Origin of the sequence: Nostoc sp., from assembly GCF_036919495.1 — a bacterium.
Classification (GTDB): domain Bacteria; phylum Cyanobacteriota; class Cyanobacteriia; order Cyanobacteriales; family Nostocaceae; genus Nostoc.
The window spans coordinates 25,724-45,164 of sequence record NZ_JBALBZ010000173.1 but is presented as its reverse complement, the minus strand read 5'-3'; the positions used below and the strand labels follow the sequence as shown (position 1 = coordinate 45,164).

Sequence of the window (19,441 nt, the reverse complement as noted above, 5' to 3'; positions counted from 1 at the left end):
GCAAACATTTATTGTAAGAATTCACGATGAAAGAGGAAGCCGAACTGTAAATATACTACCTAGCCCAGGTTGACTTTGAACGTGAATATTGCCTTTATGCGCTCTGGCGATCGCGATTGCGATGGCTAATCCCAAACCCGAACCGCCAGAGGTACGAGAGCGGTCGCGATCTACTCGGTAGAAGCGATCAAAAATTCGCTGTTGATGTTCAACAGCAATACCAATTCCTGTATCTTCAACTTTAATCATGGCGTAAAGCTCACTCTTTTCTAAAAAAACCGTGACTTTTTCACCGCTAGATGTAGCTTGAATTGCATTGGCAATTAAGTTAGAAATTAAGCGATAAAGCTGTTCTTCATTTCCCATCACATACAGTTTTTCTGAGACTTGCACCTGTTTAGAGAGATTGACTTTAGTTTCTACTGCCAAAAATGCTAATTCCTCAATTAAATCGCTAATTAAATCATTCAAACAGCAAGACTGATATTCTCCTGTTATTTGTTTTTGATCTATCCTCGTTAATAACAGCAAATCTCCTACTAATTGTGATAATCGCCGATTTTGGCGTTTGAGTACATCTAAAATTCCACCATTGGATTTTGGTTCTTGCTGTAACTTGATAGCAGCTTCAATAGTAGAGTACATTGCTGCTAAAGGTGTGCGAAACTCATGGGCAGCATCAGCAGTAAATTGTTGCATTTGTTGGTAGGAAAGATATACAGGTTGCATTGCCCTTCCTGCCAACCACCAACTAGACAACCCAACGAAAATCATCGAAATTGGTAATCCCAACACCAAAGCTAATCTTAAATAAGCCAGATGTTGATCTAAATCAGTGATACTACGCGCCACTTGTAGATAACCCGAAACCTGTTTTTGAGTATACAAAGGTAAAGTGATTTCGCGGTATCGAGCGCCAGAGGAATCTGTTAAAATTTGCCAATACTGTAATTCTGAGGTAATCGGTAAATGGTCAAATTCCATGCCTTCACTAGCAAAAAGTTTTCCTGAGCGATCCAATAAGCGTATATAGTAATTAACTGGATTCGCCGCCTCTGTGATTGATTTTTTAATAGATGTTATTTTAGGCAAACAACTTGTCTGACCCACACATAATTCTAAAGAAAGTTCTTTAGCAAGGCGTTGTAATTGTCCGGGTTGTTGCCAAGCCGGTTCAATACTTTTATGGAGTGCATTTGCGGCTGATTGCAATCCCTGGTCTATGGTTTCATAGTAGGCATGGGCAACCACACTATAAACCCCCAAACTAGACAGCCCTAAAATACCGCCCATGACGAGGGTATACCAAGCTGCCAGCCGCAACCGAGTCTGGTGGAAAATGGGATTGCGTTCCATATTTTTATAATCTTACTGAAAGTATCGCTGTCCAGTTAGCAGAAATCATCTGCCTATTTCCGCAGTTGGAATATTGAGACGATAGCCCACACCATAAACAGTTTCAATTAAAGATTCGTTCTCTTCTTCTCCTAATTTACGTCTCAATAAGCGAATTTGTGCTGCTACGACATTGCTAACTGGTTCTGCACCAATTTCCCAAAGCTGATTAATAATTTGGTCGCGGCTGACAATTTGGTTAGGATGTCTCATGAAATATTCCAACAATTGAAATTCCTTGACAGTTAAAGAGAATACTTCATTTTCTCCATGACAATACTGACGAGTAAGTTGATGAGTACTGTAATTGAGCGTCAGGCAACCTACTTGTAAGCGGCGGGGTTGGACTTGAGGTGTCAGCGTTGTTCCTACGTAAGAGGATCGCCGTTGTAATGCCCGCAATCTTGCCAGCAGTTCTGCCATATCAAAGGGTTTAACCAAATAATCATCTGCACCGCTATCTAGACCAATAATCTTTTCCTCCATTCGGTCTTTAGCCGTTAGCATTAATACAGGTAGAGTTAATTGGCGATCGCGCAACCATTTACACAATTCTATCCCCGATACTCCAGGCAGCATCCAATCAAAAATCGCAAGTGTGTACTCAGTCCAGCCAGTTTCTAAATATTGCCATGCCTGAGTACCATCTAGAAACCAGTCAACTATATACGCCTCATGGCTCAGGACTTGTTTAATTGCTGCGCCTAAATCTGCCTCATCCTCAACTAATATCAGCCGCATAGTCAACCCAATGCTAAAAGCCTTCTTTAAATACGCTTTCACAAAAAAGTGAAATAATTATGAAATTTTTATTCTATTTAAGAAATAAATATTGATGCCTCTATAGTTTTTGATTTATACAAAAATAAAGTTTTTATGCTTGTTGATTTATCAATACTTATTATCTCAATAGTAGAAAGCAAACTTTAGATAGCAATCATAAATGAGTTTTGAAAAATATTTTTTTAATCGAACCACAGAGATGTAGAGAACACGAAGAGGTAATAAATAGGTATTTTCACTAATGATTTAGGACTGGTATAGCTATTTTATAAAGGGAGCATCCATTTTTGGAAGAAACATAATTTTGGTACTCCAAAAACCCTACTATATAGTTCATCTAAAAAAGTAGATCCGCCGAAAGTGGATGCTCCCTTTTATAAACGATGTGACAACTATGTTATTGATAGTTGTCACAAAAACATTTTTTTAGTAATAATATGACTCAATTGTGACTGTGGTTTGCCTTTATTGACATAATTATTTTGGATTAATCCGTAATTCGTAATTAATTTTTTGTTTATGTAGCTTGCATTTTTTCACCTTGAGGTTTTGATAGTGCTTGTAGTTCTTCCCAACTATAGTGACTAGGTAATTCAATTGGTTTGTGATTTGCTCCTAATCCCAATCCAACTGTCGGTTCGAGTTCTTCAGTAAATTCCTCTACATATTCTGCCAACTTATTGGCTGCAAGCCCACCAGTAATTGCCCCTGCAAGCCCACCAATTGCAGCACCCATCTTACCACCAATTGAGCGGCCCAGTGCGGCTCCTGCAAAGCCACCTCCCACAACACCTAGACCTGTCGCTAAGGGATCAGAATCTATCTGTTCTGACTCGTTCTGTTGAGATTGAATCTGTGGTTTCTCTTCTGGTGTAATTTGTCGTTCATCCTTCGTCATAATGTTTCTCCTTTTTGCTATTTACTCTTGACCAATAACCTGTTTATTTCAATCGTTAAGATATGCGTTAGTGTACCCTTCCCTACGGGATGCCAAGGTCGAACCTTGCTACGCAAAGCGTGCTGCAAGTAGATCGCCAACACGCAACGCATTCGCCATAATTGTGAGTGTTGGGTTAGCACCGGAATTTGACGGAAAGAAACTACTATCTACCACATAAAGATTATCGACATCATGAGTACGGCAATTGATGTCAAGGACTGAGGTTTTGGGATCTGTGCCAAATCGACAACTACCGCATTGATGAGCAACTGCTTGTTCTGGTAGATGAGTGCGGGGATAAAGGCTAAATGGTAGGACGCTTTTAGCAGAGTGAGGGATTGACTTGAGTACAGATGTCCATCGGTGAATTAAGCGATCGCTTGCTTCGGTATTGTTCAGTGTATAGTCAACATGAATCTTGTCGCCCACCACCCGAATCCGATTATTTGGATCTGGTAAATCCTCTGTTTGCAACCACCAACCAACCGATCGCTCGGCCAGCAAATGGCGCTCAAAATGAGGAATCAGTTTGACAAATGGAGCCATCAGTGGCGGTGCTTCTCCGGGAATCATATCGGCTAGGACATTACCTGTATTCTGCACCATGCCCATCGGATAAGGAAAATCTGGCTCTCCCCAGTAAAAATCGTTGACAGCGATCGTTTTTTGAAAGTTAGCGTGATTCACCTCTAGGTGTATGGAAACTATAGCGGTTTCCAGTTGTTTCATAAAATTCCGCCCCACCTGATCGGAACTATTTGCTAATCCGTTGGGATGTTTGTCATTAGCAGAGCGTAACAGTAAAGCAGCTGAGTTGACAGAACCACAGGCAACAACCACAATATCGCTTGTGAACCAATGTTGCTCTCCTCTAATTTCAGTTTCTATCTTCGTAACTTCTCGCCCCGACTCACTGGTATGCAGCCGCAAGACTTTGGCATTAGTTAAAAGAGTAACATTGGTATACTTTTCACGAGCCGGACGAATAGCGTTAACATCGGCATCGGCTTTTGCATGTACCAGACAGGGGTATCCGTCAAAGGTATCGCAGCGAATGCAGGGACTCTTGGTGCGATCGCTTTCATTAAGCTTTAATCCTAGTGGTAGGTGAAATGGGTAATAACCCAGTTCGCGGATACCATCAGCAAGAGACTGCATATCCGGCTCATGGCTGACTGGCGGATAAGGATATGGTTCGCTGCGAGCTGGTTCGGTGGGGTCTTCTCCTTCCTGTCCATGCACATCATATAGCTTTTCTGCTTGCGTGTAGTATGGCTCAAAGTCTTGATACTTCAAAGGCCATTCTGGAGAAATTCCTCCTTTATGAATTACCCTTTCAAAATCTCGCTCCCGGAATCGAATTAAGGCTGCACCGTAGAGTTTAGTATTGCCGCCAACCCAGTAGCCTGTCTGAGGCTTAAACGCTTTATCTTCTTTGTTATACCATTCCTCATCAGTATGATAACGATGTTTTTGATAGACTTCCTCTGGATTCCAGTTAGCTTTTTCTCTCGGTAAAAAATCGCCTCTTTCCAGTACTAGAATTTTTTTACCTGTGGGTGCAAGGCGGTGGGCTAATGTACCTCCACCGGCTCCTGTACCGATAATAATGATGTCGTAATGTTCTGTGATGCTAGTCATAATTGATAATTAGTAATTTCATATTAATTACGGTTTAATTTCTTTGATGCCATAAAGTAATTTCGCGATATTCTAAGTTATTTTATAAGTTTTATCAAAATTTAAATAGCTCTAAAGACAGATTCTTATGCTTAGACTAAAGCTTTAATTACAATATTGCTTCTCTCTAATGGATTAATATTTATTTATGCCTAAAGACAGGTTAGTATTTCATTTTAATTTCATTTTTTATTTCTATTGTGTGAATTAGCCATGCAATCTATTGATAAAAGTAATAAATGGGGATTGTTTGGCATTTTTGATGAAGCTATTAATTTGATTGTGTTAAAAAATATTTATTTTTGAAAATGAATATTTTTGTTTTGAATAGAAATAGTCTTTTGGTGCAATCTATATCTATGGTTCAATGTTAATGGAAATCAATAAAGTAAGAATTAGCTTTATAATAATTAACTTCAATATTGTATTTAGTAACTGATGAAAATAGCTAGAAATTTTACACTCAGTACCGCAAGGTGGAAGTCAAAAGTATTATGGAATCAGCTTTTTAGGGGTTTTAAATGGTTGCTCTATTTCCGCCGTGGCGTACTCAGGTTGTTGCACGAGATTAGATATACATCTACAGTATTTTAGTATTAATTTAAACCTGCTATTTACCGTCAGTAGCCAAGTTAAATAACACGAGATTTCTATGCCTGAAGCTATTGAAATTTATGACGATCGCCTGCGTGCTATTGTACGCCCAGGAGCCTCACTTCAAAAGCTTGCCAACGGTGCAGTCCATAGCGAGGGGCCTGTTTACTTCCATGAAGATGATAATGTTGTGTGGAGCGATGCTCACGGCAATCGCCTGTTGCAGTGGAGTCCCACTGACAATGTGAGTGTCCTACGAGATCCATCTGATTACCAAAGTGGTAATTACCGCGACTTAGAGGGTCGTCTAGTTGCGTGTTCATCTGGTTTGCGTGCTATCATCCGACGCGAAGACAATGGTGAATGGAAGGTTTTAGTCGATCGCTACCAAGGCAAATGCCTGAACAGTCCAAATGATTTGGTAGTCAAAAGCGACGGTACAATTTGGTTCACCGATCCGCCTTATGGGATTACCGAACCAAACCAAGGTTATGGCGGCGAACAGGAACAACCCGGAAGTTACGTCTATTGCTTTGACCCGGCAACAGGTGAGATTTATCCTGTAGTAACAGACATGGTGCGCCCGAATGGGTTGGCTTTCAGTCCAGACGAAAGCCTTTTGTATGTTTCAGATACAGCTGCGTTTAATATTCCTGGGGGGCCTCATCATATTCGTGTCTATGAGGTTGTGGGCGACCGCTATGTAAAGAATGGGCGTGTATTTGCAGTCATTGAGCCAGGACAACCAGATGGACTGCGGGTTGACGAACATGGCAATATTTTTACTAGTTCTCAAGATAGTGTGCAGATATACGCCCCCGACGGAACTCGCTTAGGAAAAATTTTTGTACCGGAGACATCCGCTAACCTGACTTTCGGTGGTAAGGAAAGCGATCGTTTATTTATCACAGCCGGTCATTCGTTATATGTTATCGACCTTAATACCCGTGGTGTACAACTATGATTTATCAATTTGGGTTGGGTGTAGCGTTAAGCGGGGCTATTCCGAAGGAACTCGCTTTTTTCCTAGCTGCATTTAATTTCCCACAGCTAAGTCCACACTTGTTAAGTTCACTTTCTCCTGTGTATCCTGACGGATTTCCAGGATTGGCACTTTTACTTCTCAGATTTAGCCTTGGCTGGTTGTTTATATTACATGGCTATCCCAAGATAACGCATCTTCGACGGTGGGCTGAGTCTTTAAAAACGCCTGTCTTTCTTTGCTTTTTATCAGCTGCATCTATGTTAGGCGGCGGAATTTTTCTGATTATTGGATTCCTCACACTCTTAGCAACTTTGCCCATTCTCTGCTCAATGATTTTTGCGATATATTTGCACATTTCTGGAAGTAAGCCTTTTGTAGCCCAAGATCCATACTTAATTCCTCAAGAACAGTATCAGGGTGCTTTAGGACAAGGTGAACCCCCAAGTTGGGAAAAGGCTTTTATGTATTGCGTTATGCTAATTGCGATCGCGGTTTTAGGCCCTGGTGCTTATTCGCTCGATGCTACGATTTTTGGACGGTAAAGGTTAAATATATAGCAGGGCAAACGCATCTAAATTACTCTTGATCGCAACCAAGGTTAAAAACCAACGAAAAAATCAGGATTTCGCGCTTGATTATTTTTTAAGCCCCAAAGCGATGCCTGCGGCGGGCTTTGCTTACGCCTAAAATTTTTGCAATAAGCAATAGTTAATGACATTATTTTTAATTTTATTGAGAATAAAATTTACTTATTGACATGATGTGGCCGCCCTGTCAGAGGAAATAGATTACGCTTTTATAAAATGAAATTGGTTGATATATTGGTAAAGTCGAAGGGGACGCACTGAATATTGTTGCCTAAGAAACGTTTAGCGCTGTTTGGATTTCTCAATTGTTGACAAGAGTGCGATGATTAATTAAAAAAGTCAATATAGCTTGGTCGCCGGATTCAAATGCAACAAGCCTCTAACTCAAATAGTGACGCACGCCTAAAACATCGACATTGGTTTTGGTATATTTTTGGAACCTCAGTTGGTTTACTCGGCTTATATGGCCTGGTGAGTTATGTCGTTTTACCAGCACTGTGGCGTCACTACGAACATAGCCCCAAGCTGGAACATTCTCCGAAAACGACGCAAACGGCAGAAGGGATTTCTGGAGATCCTTTGAATATTGGATTTGTCGGTACAACAGCAGAAGTGGTACAGGCGCTACTGGCAGCAGGCTGGTATCCGGCAGACCCGATCACCTTACGCTCAAGTGTTGGAATTGCTAAAAGTGTTCTCCTCAAGGATTCTTACCCAACTGCACCTGTAAGTAATTTATATCTGTGGGGACGCAAACAGGATTTAGCTTTTGAACTACCTATAGGAAATAATGCCAAAACTAGACATCACGTTCGCTTGTGGCAATCAAACAACCTGAATGCTGATAGTAGACCCCTATGGCTAGGTTCAGCAACATTTGACCAAAGTGTGGAACTTAGCCACCGCACAGGACAGATTACTCACCATATTAATGCAGACATTGATCAAGAAAGAGATAACGTAATTAAAAGTATTGAAAAGACACACCAGATTGCCCAATTATATCAAGTCACAGGTGTAGGGGCCACATGGGTTGGTCGTAACGGAGGAGGTGACAGATATTATACAGATGGTGAACTAACTATTTGTGTACTTTCAATGAATAATATTGCTCAAACAAAACCATCAACTTATTTACCATCACCAGAGCCTGTTCAATTCAAAAATCACCTGTGGTCATGGCTGCGACACTATTTGAAATAGCTCAACTCAAGAAAACAGGATAATTTGATGCAGACGCAAAAAATGGTAAACTTATTTCTCAAGAAAGATAATTTATGTGAGGGTAAATAAAATAAAATTTTAGCTATGAAGTGAAATATCTGAACAAATTAAAATTGACTTGACTATATGGGCACAAACAAAAGAGAAAAACGAGACTTGTGTTAATCAGGCTTACAGTTACTCTTAAAAATAAAAATTCTGCGCCATCCCAGGCACTAAATTTGTAAAATTAAAACAGAAGATAAGTGATAGTAATGGCGAATCCCAGAGATACAGAGAATGGATGGTCGCAATTGACTCGTGGTGCGCCATTGGCAGTAATGGTAGCGGTGGTAATCTACATTTTATACCAACTTCTACCAGTATTAGAACTTTTAGTTGTTGCAGCATTGATTGCTTTAATTTTGCGAACCCTATTAAGGTTTTTGCAAAAGTTAGTCAAATCACAGGATATTGCTGTTTTGCTACTAATTGGATTAATCATCGGATTTGTTGTAGTACTAGCCACTGTAGTCCTACCTAGTGTGACATTTGAATCTCAAAAATTAATCAGAACATTACCAACTTATCTCAATAGATTGACAGGAGATGTTGAGCAACTGCGTCAGAAATTTACTTTTATTCCTGACATTTCCCAAGCACTAATACAATTACGAAATTTGACCGACCAGTTACTAGGGGGAGTACCAGTTTTCTTAGGTGAAGCTTTGAGTTTAACTGTAGAGTTGGTAGCAACGTTAATTTTAGCGCTTTACATGGCTTACGATCCTAATTCCTTAGTGAAAGGGATTTTAAGATTAGTTCCAAGGCGACATCATCAACGGTCTAAACGAATCCTTAAGGCTTGTGAGACAAGATTACGAGGCTGGATTTTCGGGACAGGAATAGCGATGATATTTCTGGGTGTTGGAGCAACATTTGGACTTTTGATTTTGGGGATTCCGTCAGCTCTACCATTTGGGATTATTGCAGGATTATTTGAAATAATTCCTTACTTTGGTTCGATCATTGGTGCTTTTTTACCAGCATTAGTAGCATTGAGTATTTCACCGCTAAAACTAGTATTTGTGTTGATACTTTTCTTTGTAATGAATCAAATAGATGCCCATGTTGTTCAGCCTTTGGTAATGGGTCAGCAAGTTAATATTCATCCAGTGATGGTGATTGTGACATTTTTGGTAATGGGTAAGCTATTTGGATTTATTGGTGTGCTGCTTGCAGTGCCTGCGGCAGCAGTGATAATTACGCTTATTGATGAGTTTACGCCGTCAGATAAGCTGATATCAGTTGGAGTTGAAACTGGAATAGATGTTCAATCGAACGATTAAATAACCCAAGAAGTCTATTTTTTACTAGGCTAGGACTTACGCACTGTACAAATGAATCATCTTGTGTATTAACCTAAATAGATTGTTTCAGGCTTTTACAAAGCATCCTTTGTTAATTGCGATCGCAAAAAGATAATTGAAAAATCTAGCTAAAAGCCTTGAAAGGTCTATCTGTCATTTAGGCTTTTCTGTCAATGCGTAAGTCCTATGATTTACTTAAATCGAAAGTAGAATATATATAATTTTTCATTCAGCGTAGGCACGCCCTGTTTTGATGTCAGATATCAAAACCTTTACTATTCGGGAATCCTACCTTTTTTTTGGCAGAAACAATAAATTATATTTATATCTGAGAAGAAAAATCAAACTTTAGCAGTGTTAATACTATTTTTGTTGTTATAAATATTTGTATTGTACTGAAGCTAATTTTTAGCGATCGCACCTTTTTTGTCCGACCTTACAAAATCGCGTTGCTCCCGTTCACCCAAGACATCTACACACCTAAGGGCAACGTTAGACCCCGGTTGATTATCAGAAAATAAAACACCAAGGGGAAACTTGCAACCAGATCAATCCCATTGCAAAATTAAATAAACTTGTATCCTTAGACGTAGAAACAGCTATCGCTGACAAGGATCAACCTTCACCAAACTAGACAAACCTCCCTCAAGCGCTTGCCACCTATGGCTTCTGAGTATAAATGTAACTTTTTATTTTTCTTCTCTGAATGCATAAGAAAAGATGAAAAAATGCAATTGAAAGCAACCGCACCCATTATGGTTGCAATACTCTTTATAATGCTACTTTAATCGTAGAGGTGTAATTTGGCAACACTTGATTCAATTTTGCTTGATTGAGATGCAGATGATCTGACAACACCGCAGAGATAACATCCCGAAAATCAGTGGTAATTGCCAAGTCCCTGCCTTGATAAAGTTGGTCTGTAGATAGACCAGGCCATTCACCGTAAACTTTACCACCGCGAATTTTACCACCCAAGACCCACATAACATTCCCATGACCGTGGTCAGTACCACCGTTATCATTTTGCTTGACTGTACGACCAAACTCGGACATAACGACAATTGTCGTATTCTGGTAAACGCTCCCCAAACCTTCGACCAAAGTTGCTAAACCTGAACCCAATTTTTTTAAGTTCCGAGCTAATTGTCCTTGGGTGTTACCTTGATTGACATGGGTATCCCAACCTCCCAAAGCCATAAACCCTAACTCAATTCTGGGGTCTAAAACCATTAGTTGAGCCAATCGTTGGGCATCGCCAGCGAAGCCATCAGGTAAAGGCGCACCATTATTCGCCAAATTCATTTCACTATCCAAGTCCTTCACGATCGCTTCATGCGCCATCCGTCCTTGGCGATAGGTCTGACTTAGGGCATCATTACCGCCATAAAGTTGGTCAAATGCTGCTGATAATTGAGTCCGATCTATTGGCAAAGCTCTGCTAGCATTTCTCCCTGATGCGATGTTAGCTACAGGCATCCGACCAGAAAAAATCCCGGGTGTTGTTTCTCCAACACTGACTGCTTGGATGGGTGTTTTTTGAGAAATTACTCCTAGTAAACGATTCATCCAACCATCCTGAGTGTGTTTGTCACCAGGAGTAGCGTTTTCCATATACTGTTGAGCATCAAAGTGAGAACGAGTTGGATCGGGGGAACCACAAGCATGAACAAATGCCAGACTATTCTCCTGCCATTCGGGCATCAGAGGAGCTAATGCTGGATGCAACCCAAAGCGCCCATCTAAATCTATTACCCCCCCTTCCTTCCCTGGTTGGGGAATCGCAATTTGCGGTCGGGCTTGATAGTAAGCTGTTTCTGAGTAAGGGACTACAACGTTTAAACCGTCTACCGCCCCCCGAAGAAAGATTACAATTAAGCGCTTCTGGTTGCTGTTTGGGTTCGTGGATCTAGCTACAATAGCATTGCTACTTATGGCTGTGATGGCGGTAGCTGAAAAAATTCCACTTTGGATGAGAAAATTACGTCTTTTCATCTTTAAAAGTATTAAATTACGATCGTTTTCAATTTAGTAAAATACAAGTTATCTCTGTCCTAAGAGGGCATCTTACCTGCATTTCGCTATAAGCCGGCCAGTTGAGTATTTTTTTGGAAGTCTGTAGCTAACGCCGCATAAATTCTGGACTGCCCAAAATTAAAACACTGCGAATTTGAGGGGAACTAGAGGCGATCGCCTTTTGGGTTTTCACTGAAAAAGAATTGCCCAATGTATTGGTTAGTTGCGAAGCATCTACAGGAATACTGGGGGATTTTTGTAGTGTCCTGTCGCCCTGTTCCATATTTGTTGGGATGCTTGATAAGGGTAAATTTCCATTGGCGATCGCAGTTGCAAAGCTGAGGCGGCGGTTCATCGCGTCGGGATTTAACCACACATCTGCTGTATTTTTGTAACCATCTGGAGTTTGACAACGGTATAGAGGCATTGCTAATTGTTGCAGCAGGTTGGAGATGGGTCTTGTGTTATTCACTTCCATACCTGTAGCCCGCACCGCCGAGATCGCGTATTGAAGTGGTGTTTTAAACTTGGCATTAAAGTTTTTTGTATCCCAGAATTCCCGGCTGTGGAATAGGGTGTTGAGAACCTCATGAATATTGCCATCGGTGGCAAGATAACGTTGTGTGAGATTGTTTACCAGAGAAATGGGGGGGCGATCGCTGACAAAATATTGAGCTATCTGATAGCTGATGTGACGTGCAGTTGCTGGACTTTGAGCCAAAATATCTAGAGCTTCATCACCTTCGGCTTCACCACTACCTTTAATTGTGTGTCCCAGGAAAACTTTGTCGCTAAAATCATGACGCTTCGAGTTGAAGTAAAACCCAAAATTATTATCTGTCTGCTGACTCGCACGACTGAAACCCCAGCCACTCAAAATCCGCGCCAGAACAATTACATCTTGCTGAGTATAACCTCCATCTACGCCGAGAGTGTGTAACTCCATCAGCTCGCGGGCATAGTTCTCATTCAAACCTCGGACATTCCCCTGAGCATCAGGGCGGCTGTCAGCCCGATTTTGGAAGTTGTCTAGATAATACTGCATGGCTGGATGATGAGCTGTTGCCCCCAACAGATCGCGAAAGCGACCCAAAGCGTAAGGTCGAATCGCCTGTTGTTCATAAGCTCCCACCCAGAGGCTAACGCGTCCTTTACCAGCATCCACGTTAAAATGGTTATACCAAAAGTCCACCATCACTTCCTGAAGTTGTCGCTGACTGCTAGTTGCCTGTAATAACCGTGCTTGCACTGCCTGATCTAGCACCTGTTTAGCCCACTTATTGGCAGCTTTTCTTTCTTCAAGGCTGGGTTTTTGTCCTGGGAGATGAGTTGTGCCATGTTTTGATAGTTCCACTGGATTCAAGTGGAGAGTATCTAACTGGTTTAGTTGGCTGGTGAGATTTTGCGGTTCGGGAATGGAATCGGGTGAGAGTTGCTCTTGAATGTATCGCTCTACACCCATAGATTCCACTCTTTGCACATCTCCCGGAGCAGGGCCAAAGCTCAGACGATTAATTATATGTAATACTTTTGGCTCAACAGGTGTGGAGGCTGCATAACTGGGGTCAATTCCCCCCAGTAAGATAAACAGCAACAACACCCAATATTTAGGCTTTACAGTCATAGACTTAATTGTGCTGTGCTTAATGTGGATGATTTTTCTTGTACATCCGATCGGCAAATTTCAGCCGTTGCTCTGGGTTCAATATTTCCCGAATCGCAAGGGTATTTTCAAACTGGACATCAGCAAGCTGCTGCTTTACAAGCTTGATTTGGTTATATTTACTAAGCACTTGCCCTTTAGTAGCTGTCCCTGCGATTAGGTCATGTAATTCTTGTTGCTCTTGACGTATCACCTGTGATTTTTCGGCTATCTGCTGTTTAGATTGATTATGAATTTGCTTAATCTGTTGCAGTTGTTGGGATGTCAAATTTAAATCCTTGAGCCATCCCCCAGATTTAGCACCATTTGTCTGAGGTACACTTGTGGGGGTTTGGGCAATGACTTGGCGTGAAAGTAAAGTTGGCTTGGCTAGAGCAATAGTGCTACTAACGGTAATCATTGCGATCGCCAAAATGGAAACACGACTACAAAACATCAAAAATCTCCTATTCAGTATCTAATTCTGTCAAATGCCAGATATCACTTTCCAGATGTTTGCTACTGGCTGTAGCTTGCCAATTGCTTTCAATAAAAGTTTCCAATTCGGCAAGTTCAGCTGCACTTGGTTGAGGAGGTATCAAGGCGCGGTAGCCAACTATAACAGCTACTAATCCAGCAGCAAGAGCAGGCAGAACTAATCTCAGCTTTGGATAGTGGCGTAAAGGTGCTTGAGGACGAGCCTTCACCTGTTGTAAAATTTGTTGTTCTAAATCCGGCGAGGCTGGCGGAACTTCTGGACAATGTTGAGATAAAAAATTAATTAGGTCAGGATCATCTTTGGGGAACTTAGTCATAGCTGTATTCCTTGGCTTTGGAGAAATTGACGCATAGCAACACGAGCATGGAATAGGCGTGACTTGACCGTTCCTAGAGGAATGTCCAGGATTTTTGCTACCTCTTTTTGAGGTACTTCTTCCAAATCATGCAAAACCAAAATCGTACGATGGTCAAAACTTAGGTTTGCTAGTCCCCGTTGTACAAGGTCTTGATAATGCATATTCATTAACTCTGGGGCTGACTGTTGGGTAGGAGTTTTTTCACTCAGAATCTGTAATTGAGTTCGCCTTTGAACATCTGCCTGTCGCTGGTCATAAGCAACGTTCCAAGCGATTCGGTACAGCCAGGTGGAGAATTTTGCTGTTTGGCGAAACTTGGGCAATCCTTTCCAGGCTTGCACAAACACTTCCTGCACTACATCATCAAGAGAGGCTGGAGTACATAGTTTGTACAGGATTGACCTGACTCTTTGCTGATGGCGTCGGTAAAGCTGACCATAACTTTGGGTATCACCCCGCAGGCACTGCTGTACTAAATAACTGTCAGATTCGCTTTTTGATTCGTTAATGAATTGATTTGCTTTATTAACCTTGGCTGACACAACTAATACCTGAGGCATTCTCCTCTATCCGTTTCGTTGCTTGTATTTATTAGACCGGATGAATGGGAAAAAGGTTCAAATGGGTTAGAAGTTTAGGCATAGGACTCTTTTATATCTCTGAAGAGAGAAAAATAAGATGTTGACCTGGAATTTTTTTTAAGCCTCTGTTGATGAGCATTGCCAAAAAAATCTTTGTTTGGAACCAAGCACGGACAAATCAGGTTTTAAATATTCTCTAATGAGAGTAATAAAAGAGTGATAGGCGAGGTAACTACGGTTTTCAATTAAGAACACGACTGCTATAGGACTGAAAGAGGTCTCCCCTAATTGAACCTTTTGTGAAGGAAAGAAGACTAAAACTATAGATTTGTGATCCAATCAAAGGTATGTCTTTATGAACATGAAAACAATTCTCTTATCAGGTGTTTTAGGCGTTTTGCTAACTTCGAGTGTTTTAGCAGAGCGTGCATCTGCTCAAGTAGAAGTAATTTTGGGAAACAATCACCGACATGAGTGGCGCGAACGAGAACAAGCGAGGCTGGCATTCTTACGTAGAGAGCGCGAACAACGTGAGCGTCGTGAATGGCAACATAGACAATATGAAAGACGTGAATGGCGCTTAAGACATGAGTATGACTATCGCTAATAAATAACTTTAAGTTTCAGGGCAAACGCATCTAAATTACTCTTGACTATGACTTAGATTAAGAATCAATGCTCATAATCAGTATTTCTCACTTGGTTTAGTTTGCAGAACTCAAAGCGATGTCTGTCTTGAAAAGTTCAGAGCGGCGGCTGACGCCGCTCCGACTTTTTGAGTTTTTGAATACCACCGCCACCTCTTGATGCAGCATTTGCTGCATCAATATGCCTACGTTCAACTGTTCCAGTATTACCTGCGTGTGCTAATGAAACAGCAACGTTAATCACGCCAATGTGCGAAAAAGCTTGGGGAAAGTTGCCAAGATGCGCTCCTGTCTCTAAATCAATTTCTTCTGCAAATAGTCCCAGCGGACTACTTCGCGCCAGCATTTGCTCAAACCAAATACGAGCTTCTGTTGTCCTCTGAGCCAAAATGAGCGCGTTAATCAGCCAGAAGGTGCAAAGGACAAAGGATGCCTCCTTACCCCTAACACCTTCTGGCGCATCTCGGTAACGATAACACAGTCCATTCTCAACTAAATGCTCAATAGTAGCATCAATCGTTGACACCATGCGCGGGTCAGTTCCATCAATGAACCCAACACTAGACATGAGTAAATTTGAGGCATCAAGAGTTTCGTCCTCGTAGGATTGCTTGAACGCACCAAGTTTTTCGCTCCATCCTTTTTCAAATACTTCATTGTGGATTAGTTCGCGCTCCTGTCGCCAACGGCTAGTATCACCAGCTAATTCAAGGGCCTCAGCCATTTCGATGCCACAATCTAACGCCACCCATAGCATAACTTTACCGTAAACAAAATGCCGCAAACCCCCACGTACTTCCCAGATACCGCTGTCCGGTTCGCGCCAGTGAGCAGCAGCCCAATCTACCAGTGGGCAAATGTGTTCCCAAATTGCAGTTGGATCGTACTTTCCAACCTTCCAAGCGAAATGTAAGGCACTAAGCGCCTCACCATAGACATCAAGCTGAACTTGCCCTGCCGCACCATTGCCGATCCGAACTGGCTGCGATCCCCGGTATCCTCGCAAGTGATCTAAGGTTTGCTCAACAATCTGTCCACTTGATGTAATCGGGTAAAGGATTTTGATTCCAGTTCCTTCTATCTTCACAGCCTGGGCAATCCAATTGAAGTATTGATACTCATCATCGAGATAACCTGCTAATAGCAATGCATAAAGAGTAAATGATGAGTCGCGAATCCAGGTGAAGCGATAATCCCAGTTCCGCTCTCCACCAATTTCTTCAGGCAAGGAGGTTGTTGGTGCAGCCACAATTGCCCCTGAAGGGGCATAAGTCATCAACTGTAAGGTGAGCGCACTGCGGACAACTGCGTCTCGGTATGCTCCTTGATAAGTACACTTATTCACCCAACGCCGCCAAAAAGTGATTGTTGATTCCAGGGCATCGAGCGGTGCTAGGTTTGGCAATTGTGCATCCTCTTGAAGAGAAAGCGTGAATGCAACTCGCTCTCCGGCGTGGAGGATAATGTGACATATAAATGTATTGCTTGTTGTGTCCAAATGCCATTGAGCCGGACCAGTCACGGTGAATGAACCAAACCTGACTTCGTTACCAGAGTTGAGTAACTTGGGAATTGTCCGCCCATAGTCAGGGCGAGGAGAGCAAGTACTAATAATTTCAACTGTCCCTTCACTAACCTCGACAATTCGGTGAAGCCTACCAGGTGCCATTTGGTTTTGTTGCTGCCCCTGGTTGGTAATATCCATAAAATCCAGCAGCGAAATTCGTCCTGACTCACACGTAAAAATAGTTTCTAGTACATTGGTTTCATTTAAGTACTGATGACTACTTGACCAAGCAGTGACTGGCTGAATACTCCAGCTTCCGCCACGTTCTAGATCCAAAATCCGAGCAAACAAAGACGGAGAATCAAACCGAGGTAAGCAAAGCCAGTCAATCGAACCACAACTACTGACAAGAGCTGCTGTATGGCAATTGCCAATCATCCCATAATCTTCTATCGGGGGAAAGGATAGGGTCGGAGGCATTGGATGATTATTAATACTCATTACCGTTTTTAGATGCTGGTAACCTTTTATGAATATCTTATTTGGAATTGGTAATTTTTTACAGAAATTATCATTGGGTTAAGGTTACGCCGAAACCAATGCCCGTCGCATCAAGGAGAAGATTCTTTAAAAAAATGAAATAACTGCCTTTCTCATTCGCATTGATAGAGAGACAGGCAGACGTGATGCACAGAAGAATTGGGCATTGGATGCTTCTTGCCAGCCAAATTGAAGCACAGCGCAATTGGTCTATCAATAATTTACGGGCTGATTTGCGATCGCTAGATTGTGCGCGCAGTTTTTTATTGCACAAGTAGTCTTGGTTAAGATTGTAGCTATTGTAAGGAGCCACGCAAAAACAAGTTAAACATTTTTGATTGAGAATTAAGGCTAATACCTAATTTAAAATTAAATTTATACAACTCATTTTTACGTGATGCCTAAGCAATTCAAGGAGATGATCTCAAATATTAAGAATTTGACGTTGTTGAATGAGGGGAATACGAATAATAAACTCAGCACCAACTCCTTGTTGCGAAATACATTCTAAAGAACCGCCATGTCTTTGTGTGATAATTTGGTAACTAATAGCCAGTCCCATCCCTGTGCCTTGTCCAACAGGCTTGGTCGTAAAAAAGGGATTAAATACTTGCTTTAAAGCATCTTCTGGTATTCCCAGCCCATTATCGGCAATACGAATTGTGACTTGATCTGGTGCGAGGAATTGGGTGCGAATATAAATTCGGGGATTATCTATCTTATTGTATTTTTTTGTTGTCCATCGACCTTTAAGAGCTGAATCCTGTAAAGCATCGATTGCATTCACTAAAATATTCAGAAATACTTGGTTCAATTGCCCAGCATAACATTCAACCAAGGGGAGGTTACCGTATTCTTTGATCACCTCAATTTGTAGGTGCTGGTCAGTAGGCTTAAGGCGGCTTTGGATGAGCATTATCGTACTATCAATTCCCTCATGAATATCAACTGCTTTAATTTCAGCTTCGTCTAAGCGTGAGAAAGTCCGCAGGGAAAGCACAATATCTCGAATTCGTTCTGCTCCTACGATCATCGATTTGAATAATTTGGGTAAATCTGACCTTAAGAAATCTAGTTCAATTAAATCTGCAAATTCCTCAACTGCTTTGACTGATTGAGGATAATGTTTTTGGTATAGGTCTAATAATGAAAATAAATTTTGGGTGTATTCATCAGCCAGTTTGAGATTACCGTAAATAAAGCTAACTGGGTTGTTAATTTCATGGGCAACTCCAGCTACTAAATGCCCTAAGCTGACCATTTTCTCATTTTGAATTAACTGAGCTTGAGCCTGCTGTAACTCTTTAAGAGTTGCGGCAAGTTCTTCTTTCTGATTTCGAGTTTGTTTGAGTAATTCTGCTTGCTGTAATGCTACACCTAGCTGAGAAGCAATTTGGCTAAGTATATATACTTCATCTGTTTGCCATTTTCGAGGCTCATCGTTTTGGTAAACTGCAAGCAGTCCCCAAAGCTGTTGACTTTGATAAATAGCAGTAATTACATAAGCTCTTGCCTGACATTGCTCTAGAATTTGGAGGTAGCATTTACTAAAGCCAGCACTGTAAACATCGTGGCAAACACGATACGTTTCATTTTGAGAAAAGCGTCCTCCCTGGGTATCTTGCAAGTAAGTATCTACAATTGGAGGAATAGATAAATTTTTCAGGCTACAATCACTGACATTTTCTACTAATTCTGGTTGATGCATCTGTTGCTGAATCAGAGGTAGCCACCCTTGTGCTAAGGATTCAGACACCAATGTTCCACTCCAATCTGGATTGAAACGATATAAAACAACGCGGTCAGAGTTAAATAATTGTCTAATTTCTTGAGTGGTTGTCTGAAAAATATATTCTAAGTCAAGAGACTGACGAATTTTTTCAACGGTGATAGCAATAATTCTCTGAGATTCAGCTGCTTTAAATGTTTCTATTTGTAGTAAATCTACAGGCTGACAACTCACTTTATCTAGATATTTTTGGGGTTGTAATACCATTTTCTAAAAATTATCTAACTGATGCTAATATCAATTTTTTGATAAAAATTAACGACAATATCTAACAAAATTAGATATCTAAATATTAACGGTTAATAAACGTGTTATCTTCAGTAAA

Annotated in this window: 16 protein-coding genes and 1 pseudogene; 6 read left to right on the top strand and 11 right to left on the bottom strand. The window is 41.2% G+C overall.

Annotation, left to right across the window (positions count from 1 at the left end; translation table 11 throughout):
- Positions 1-21: 21 nt before the first annotated feature.
- The 4 genes from rppB to V7K25_RS25210 form a co-directional block, all read right to left on the bottom strand.
- Positions 22-1,356 (bottom strand): two-component system sensor histidine kinase RppB, encoded by a 1,335-nt coding sequence (gene rppB / locus V7K25_RS25225; protein WP_335161693.1) that lies wholly within the window; start codon positions 1,354-1,356, stop codon positions 22-24.
- Positions 1,357-1,401: 45 nt separating this feature from the next.
- Entirely contained in the window at positions 1,402-2,136 is a 735-nt protein-coding gene (rppA, locus tag V7K25_RS25220) for a two-component system response regulator RppA (RefSeq protein ID WP_335161691.1), read from the bottom strand.
- A 559-nt stretch (positions 2,137-2,695) separates the two neighbouring features.
- On the bottom strand, positions 2,696-3,076 hold the full coding sequence (locus V7K25_RS25215; protein ID WP_335161689.1) for a hypothetical protein: 381 nt from the start codon (positions 3,074-3,076) through the stop codon (positions 2,696-2,698).
- A gap of 108 nt (positions 3,077-3,184) precedes the next feature.
- Positions 3,185-4,759 carry a GMC family oxidoreductase gene (locus V7K25_RS25210; protein WP_335161687.1) on the bottom strand — a complete coding sequence of 525 codons (1,575 nt, stop codon included), beginning with the start codon at positions 4,757-4,759 and terminating at the stop codon, positions 3,185-3,187.
- A gap of 691 nt (positions 4,760-5,450) precedes the next feature.
- On the opposite strand from V7K25_RS25210, the gene V7K25_RS25205 reads away from it, so the two are divergent.
- The 4 genes from V7K25_RS25205 to V7K25_RS25190 all read left to right on the top strand — a co-directional run bounded on the left by V7K25_RS25205 (position 5,451) and on the right by V7K25_RS25190 (position 9,516).
- A complete protein-coding gene (locus V7K25_RS25205; RefSeq protein ID WP_335161685.1) occupies positions 5,451-6,356 on the top strand; it encodes an SMP-30/gluconolactonase/LRE family protein in 906 nt (301 codons plus the stop codon).
- Positions 6,353-6,919: a DoxX family protein gene (locus V7K25_RS25200; RefSeq protein WP_335161683.1), complete on the top strand. Its 567-nt coding sequence runs from the start codon at positions 6,353-6,355 to the stop codon at positions 6,917-6,919. Before V7K25_RS25205 ends, V7K25_RS25200 begins: the two co-directional genes overlap by 4 nt.
- A 411-nt stretch (positions 6,920-7,330) precedes the next feature.
- Positions 7,331-8,167, top strand: a complete 837-nt coding sequence (locus V7K25_RS25195) for an LssY C-terminal domain-containing protein (RefSeq protein WP_335161681.1) — start codon at positions 7,331-7,333, stop codon at positions 8,165-8,167.
- Positions 8,168-8,442: 275 nt separating this feature from the next.
- Entirely contained in the window at positions 8,443-9,516 is a 1,074-nt protein-coding gene (locus tag V7K25_RS25190; protein WP_335161679.1) for an AI-2E family transporter, read from the top strand.
- Between the two features lie 792 nt (positions 9,517-10,308).
- On the opposite strand, the gene V7K25_RS25185 is transcribed toward V7K25_RS25190, so the two are convergent.
- The 5 genes from V7K25_RS25185 to V7K25_RS25165 form a co-directional block, all read right to left on the bottom strand.
- Positions 10,309-11,532 (bottom strand): DUF1501 domain-containing protein, encoded by a 1,224-nt coding sequence (locus V7K25_RS25185; RefSeq protein WP_335161677.1) that lies wholly within the window; start codon positions 11,530-11,532, stop codon positions 10,309-10,311.
- A gap of 127 nt (positions 11,533-11,659) precedes the next feature.
- Entirely contained in the window at positions 11,660-13,177 is a 1,518-nt protein-coding gene (locus tag V7K25_RS25180; RefSeq protein ID WP_335161676.1) for a DUF1800 domain-containing protein, read from the bottom strand.
- Between the two features lie 19 nt (positions 13,178-13,196).
- Positions 13,197-13,652 carry a Spy/CpxP family protein refolding chaperone gene (locus tag V7K25_RS25175; protein ID WP_335161674.1) on the bottom strand — a complete coding sequence of 152 codons (456 nt, stop codon included), beginning with the start codon at positions 13,650-13,652 and terminating at the stop codon, positions 13,197-13,199.
- Between the two features lie 10 nt (positions 13,653-13,662).
- Complete coding sequence (locus V7K25_RS25170) at positions 13,663-14,010, bottom strand: hypothetical protein (protein WP_335161672.1); 348 nt, start codon at positions 14,008-14,010, stop codon at positions 13,663-13,665.
- The gene (locus V7K25_RS25165) at positions 14,007-14,612 is read right to left on the bottom strand and encodes a sigma-70 family RNA polymerase sigma factor (protein WP_335161670.1); all 606 of its coding nucleotides are present in this window, start codon (positions 14,610-14,612) and stop codon (positions 14,007-14,009) included. The genes V7K25_RS25170 and V7K25_RS25165 overlap by 4 nt, the downstream gene beginning before the upstream one ends.
- A gap of 376 nt (positions 14,613-14,988) precedes the next feature.
- Between V7K25_RS25165 and V7K25_RS25160 the strand changes: the two genes are divergently transcribed.
- Positions 14,989-15,240 (top strand): hypothetical protein, encoded by a 252-nt coding sequence (locus V7K25_RS25160; RefSeq protein ID WP_335161668.1) that lies wholly within the window; start codon positions 14,989-14,991, stop codon positions 15,238-15,240.
- Positions 15,241-15,377: 137 nt separating this feature from the next.
- On the opposite strand, the gene V7K25_RS25155 is transcribed toward V7K25_RS25160, so the two are convergent.
- Entirely contained in the window at positions 15,378-17,267 is a 1,890-nt protein-coding gene (locus tag V7K25_RS25155; protein WP_335161666.1) for a glycoside hydrolase family 15 protein, read from the bottom strand.
- A gap of 103 nt (positions 17,268-17,370) precedes the next feature.
- Here V7K25_RS25155 and V7K25_RS25150 point away from each other — a divergent pair.
- Positions 17,371-17,572: pseudogene (locus V7K25_RS25150) on the top strand (hypothetical protein); the annotation flags it as partial.
- A 179-nt stretch (positions 17,573-17,751) separates the two neighbouring features.
- Here V7K25_RS25150 and V7K25_RS25145 read toward each other — a convergent pair.
- Positions 17,752-19,323, bottom strand: coding sequence for a GAF domain-containing sensor histidine kinase (locus V7K25_RS25145; RefSeq protein WP_335161664.1), 1,572 nt, complete (start codon positions 19,321-19,323; stop codon positions 17,752-17,754).
- Positions 19,324-19,441 lie beyond the last annotated feature (118 nt).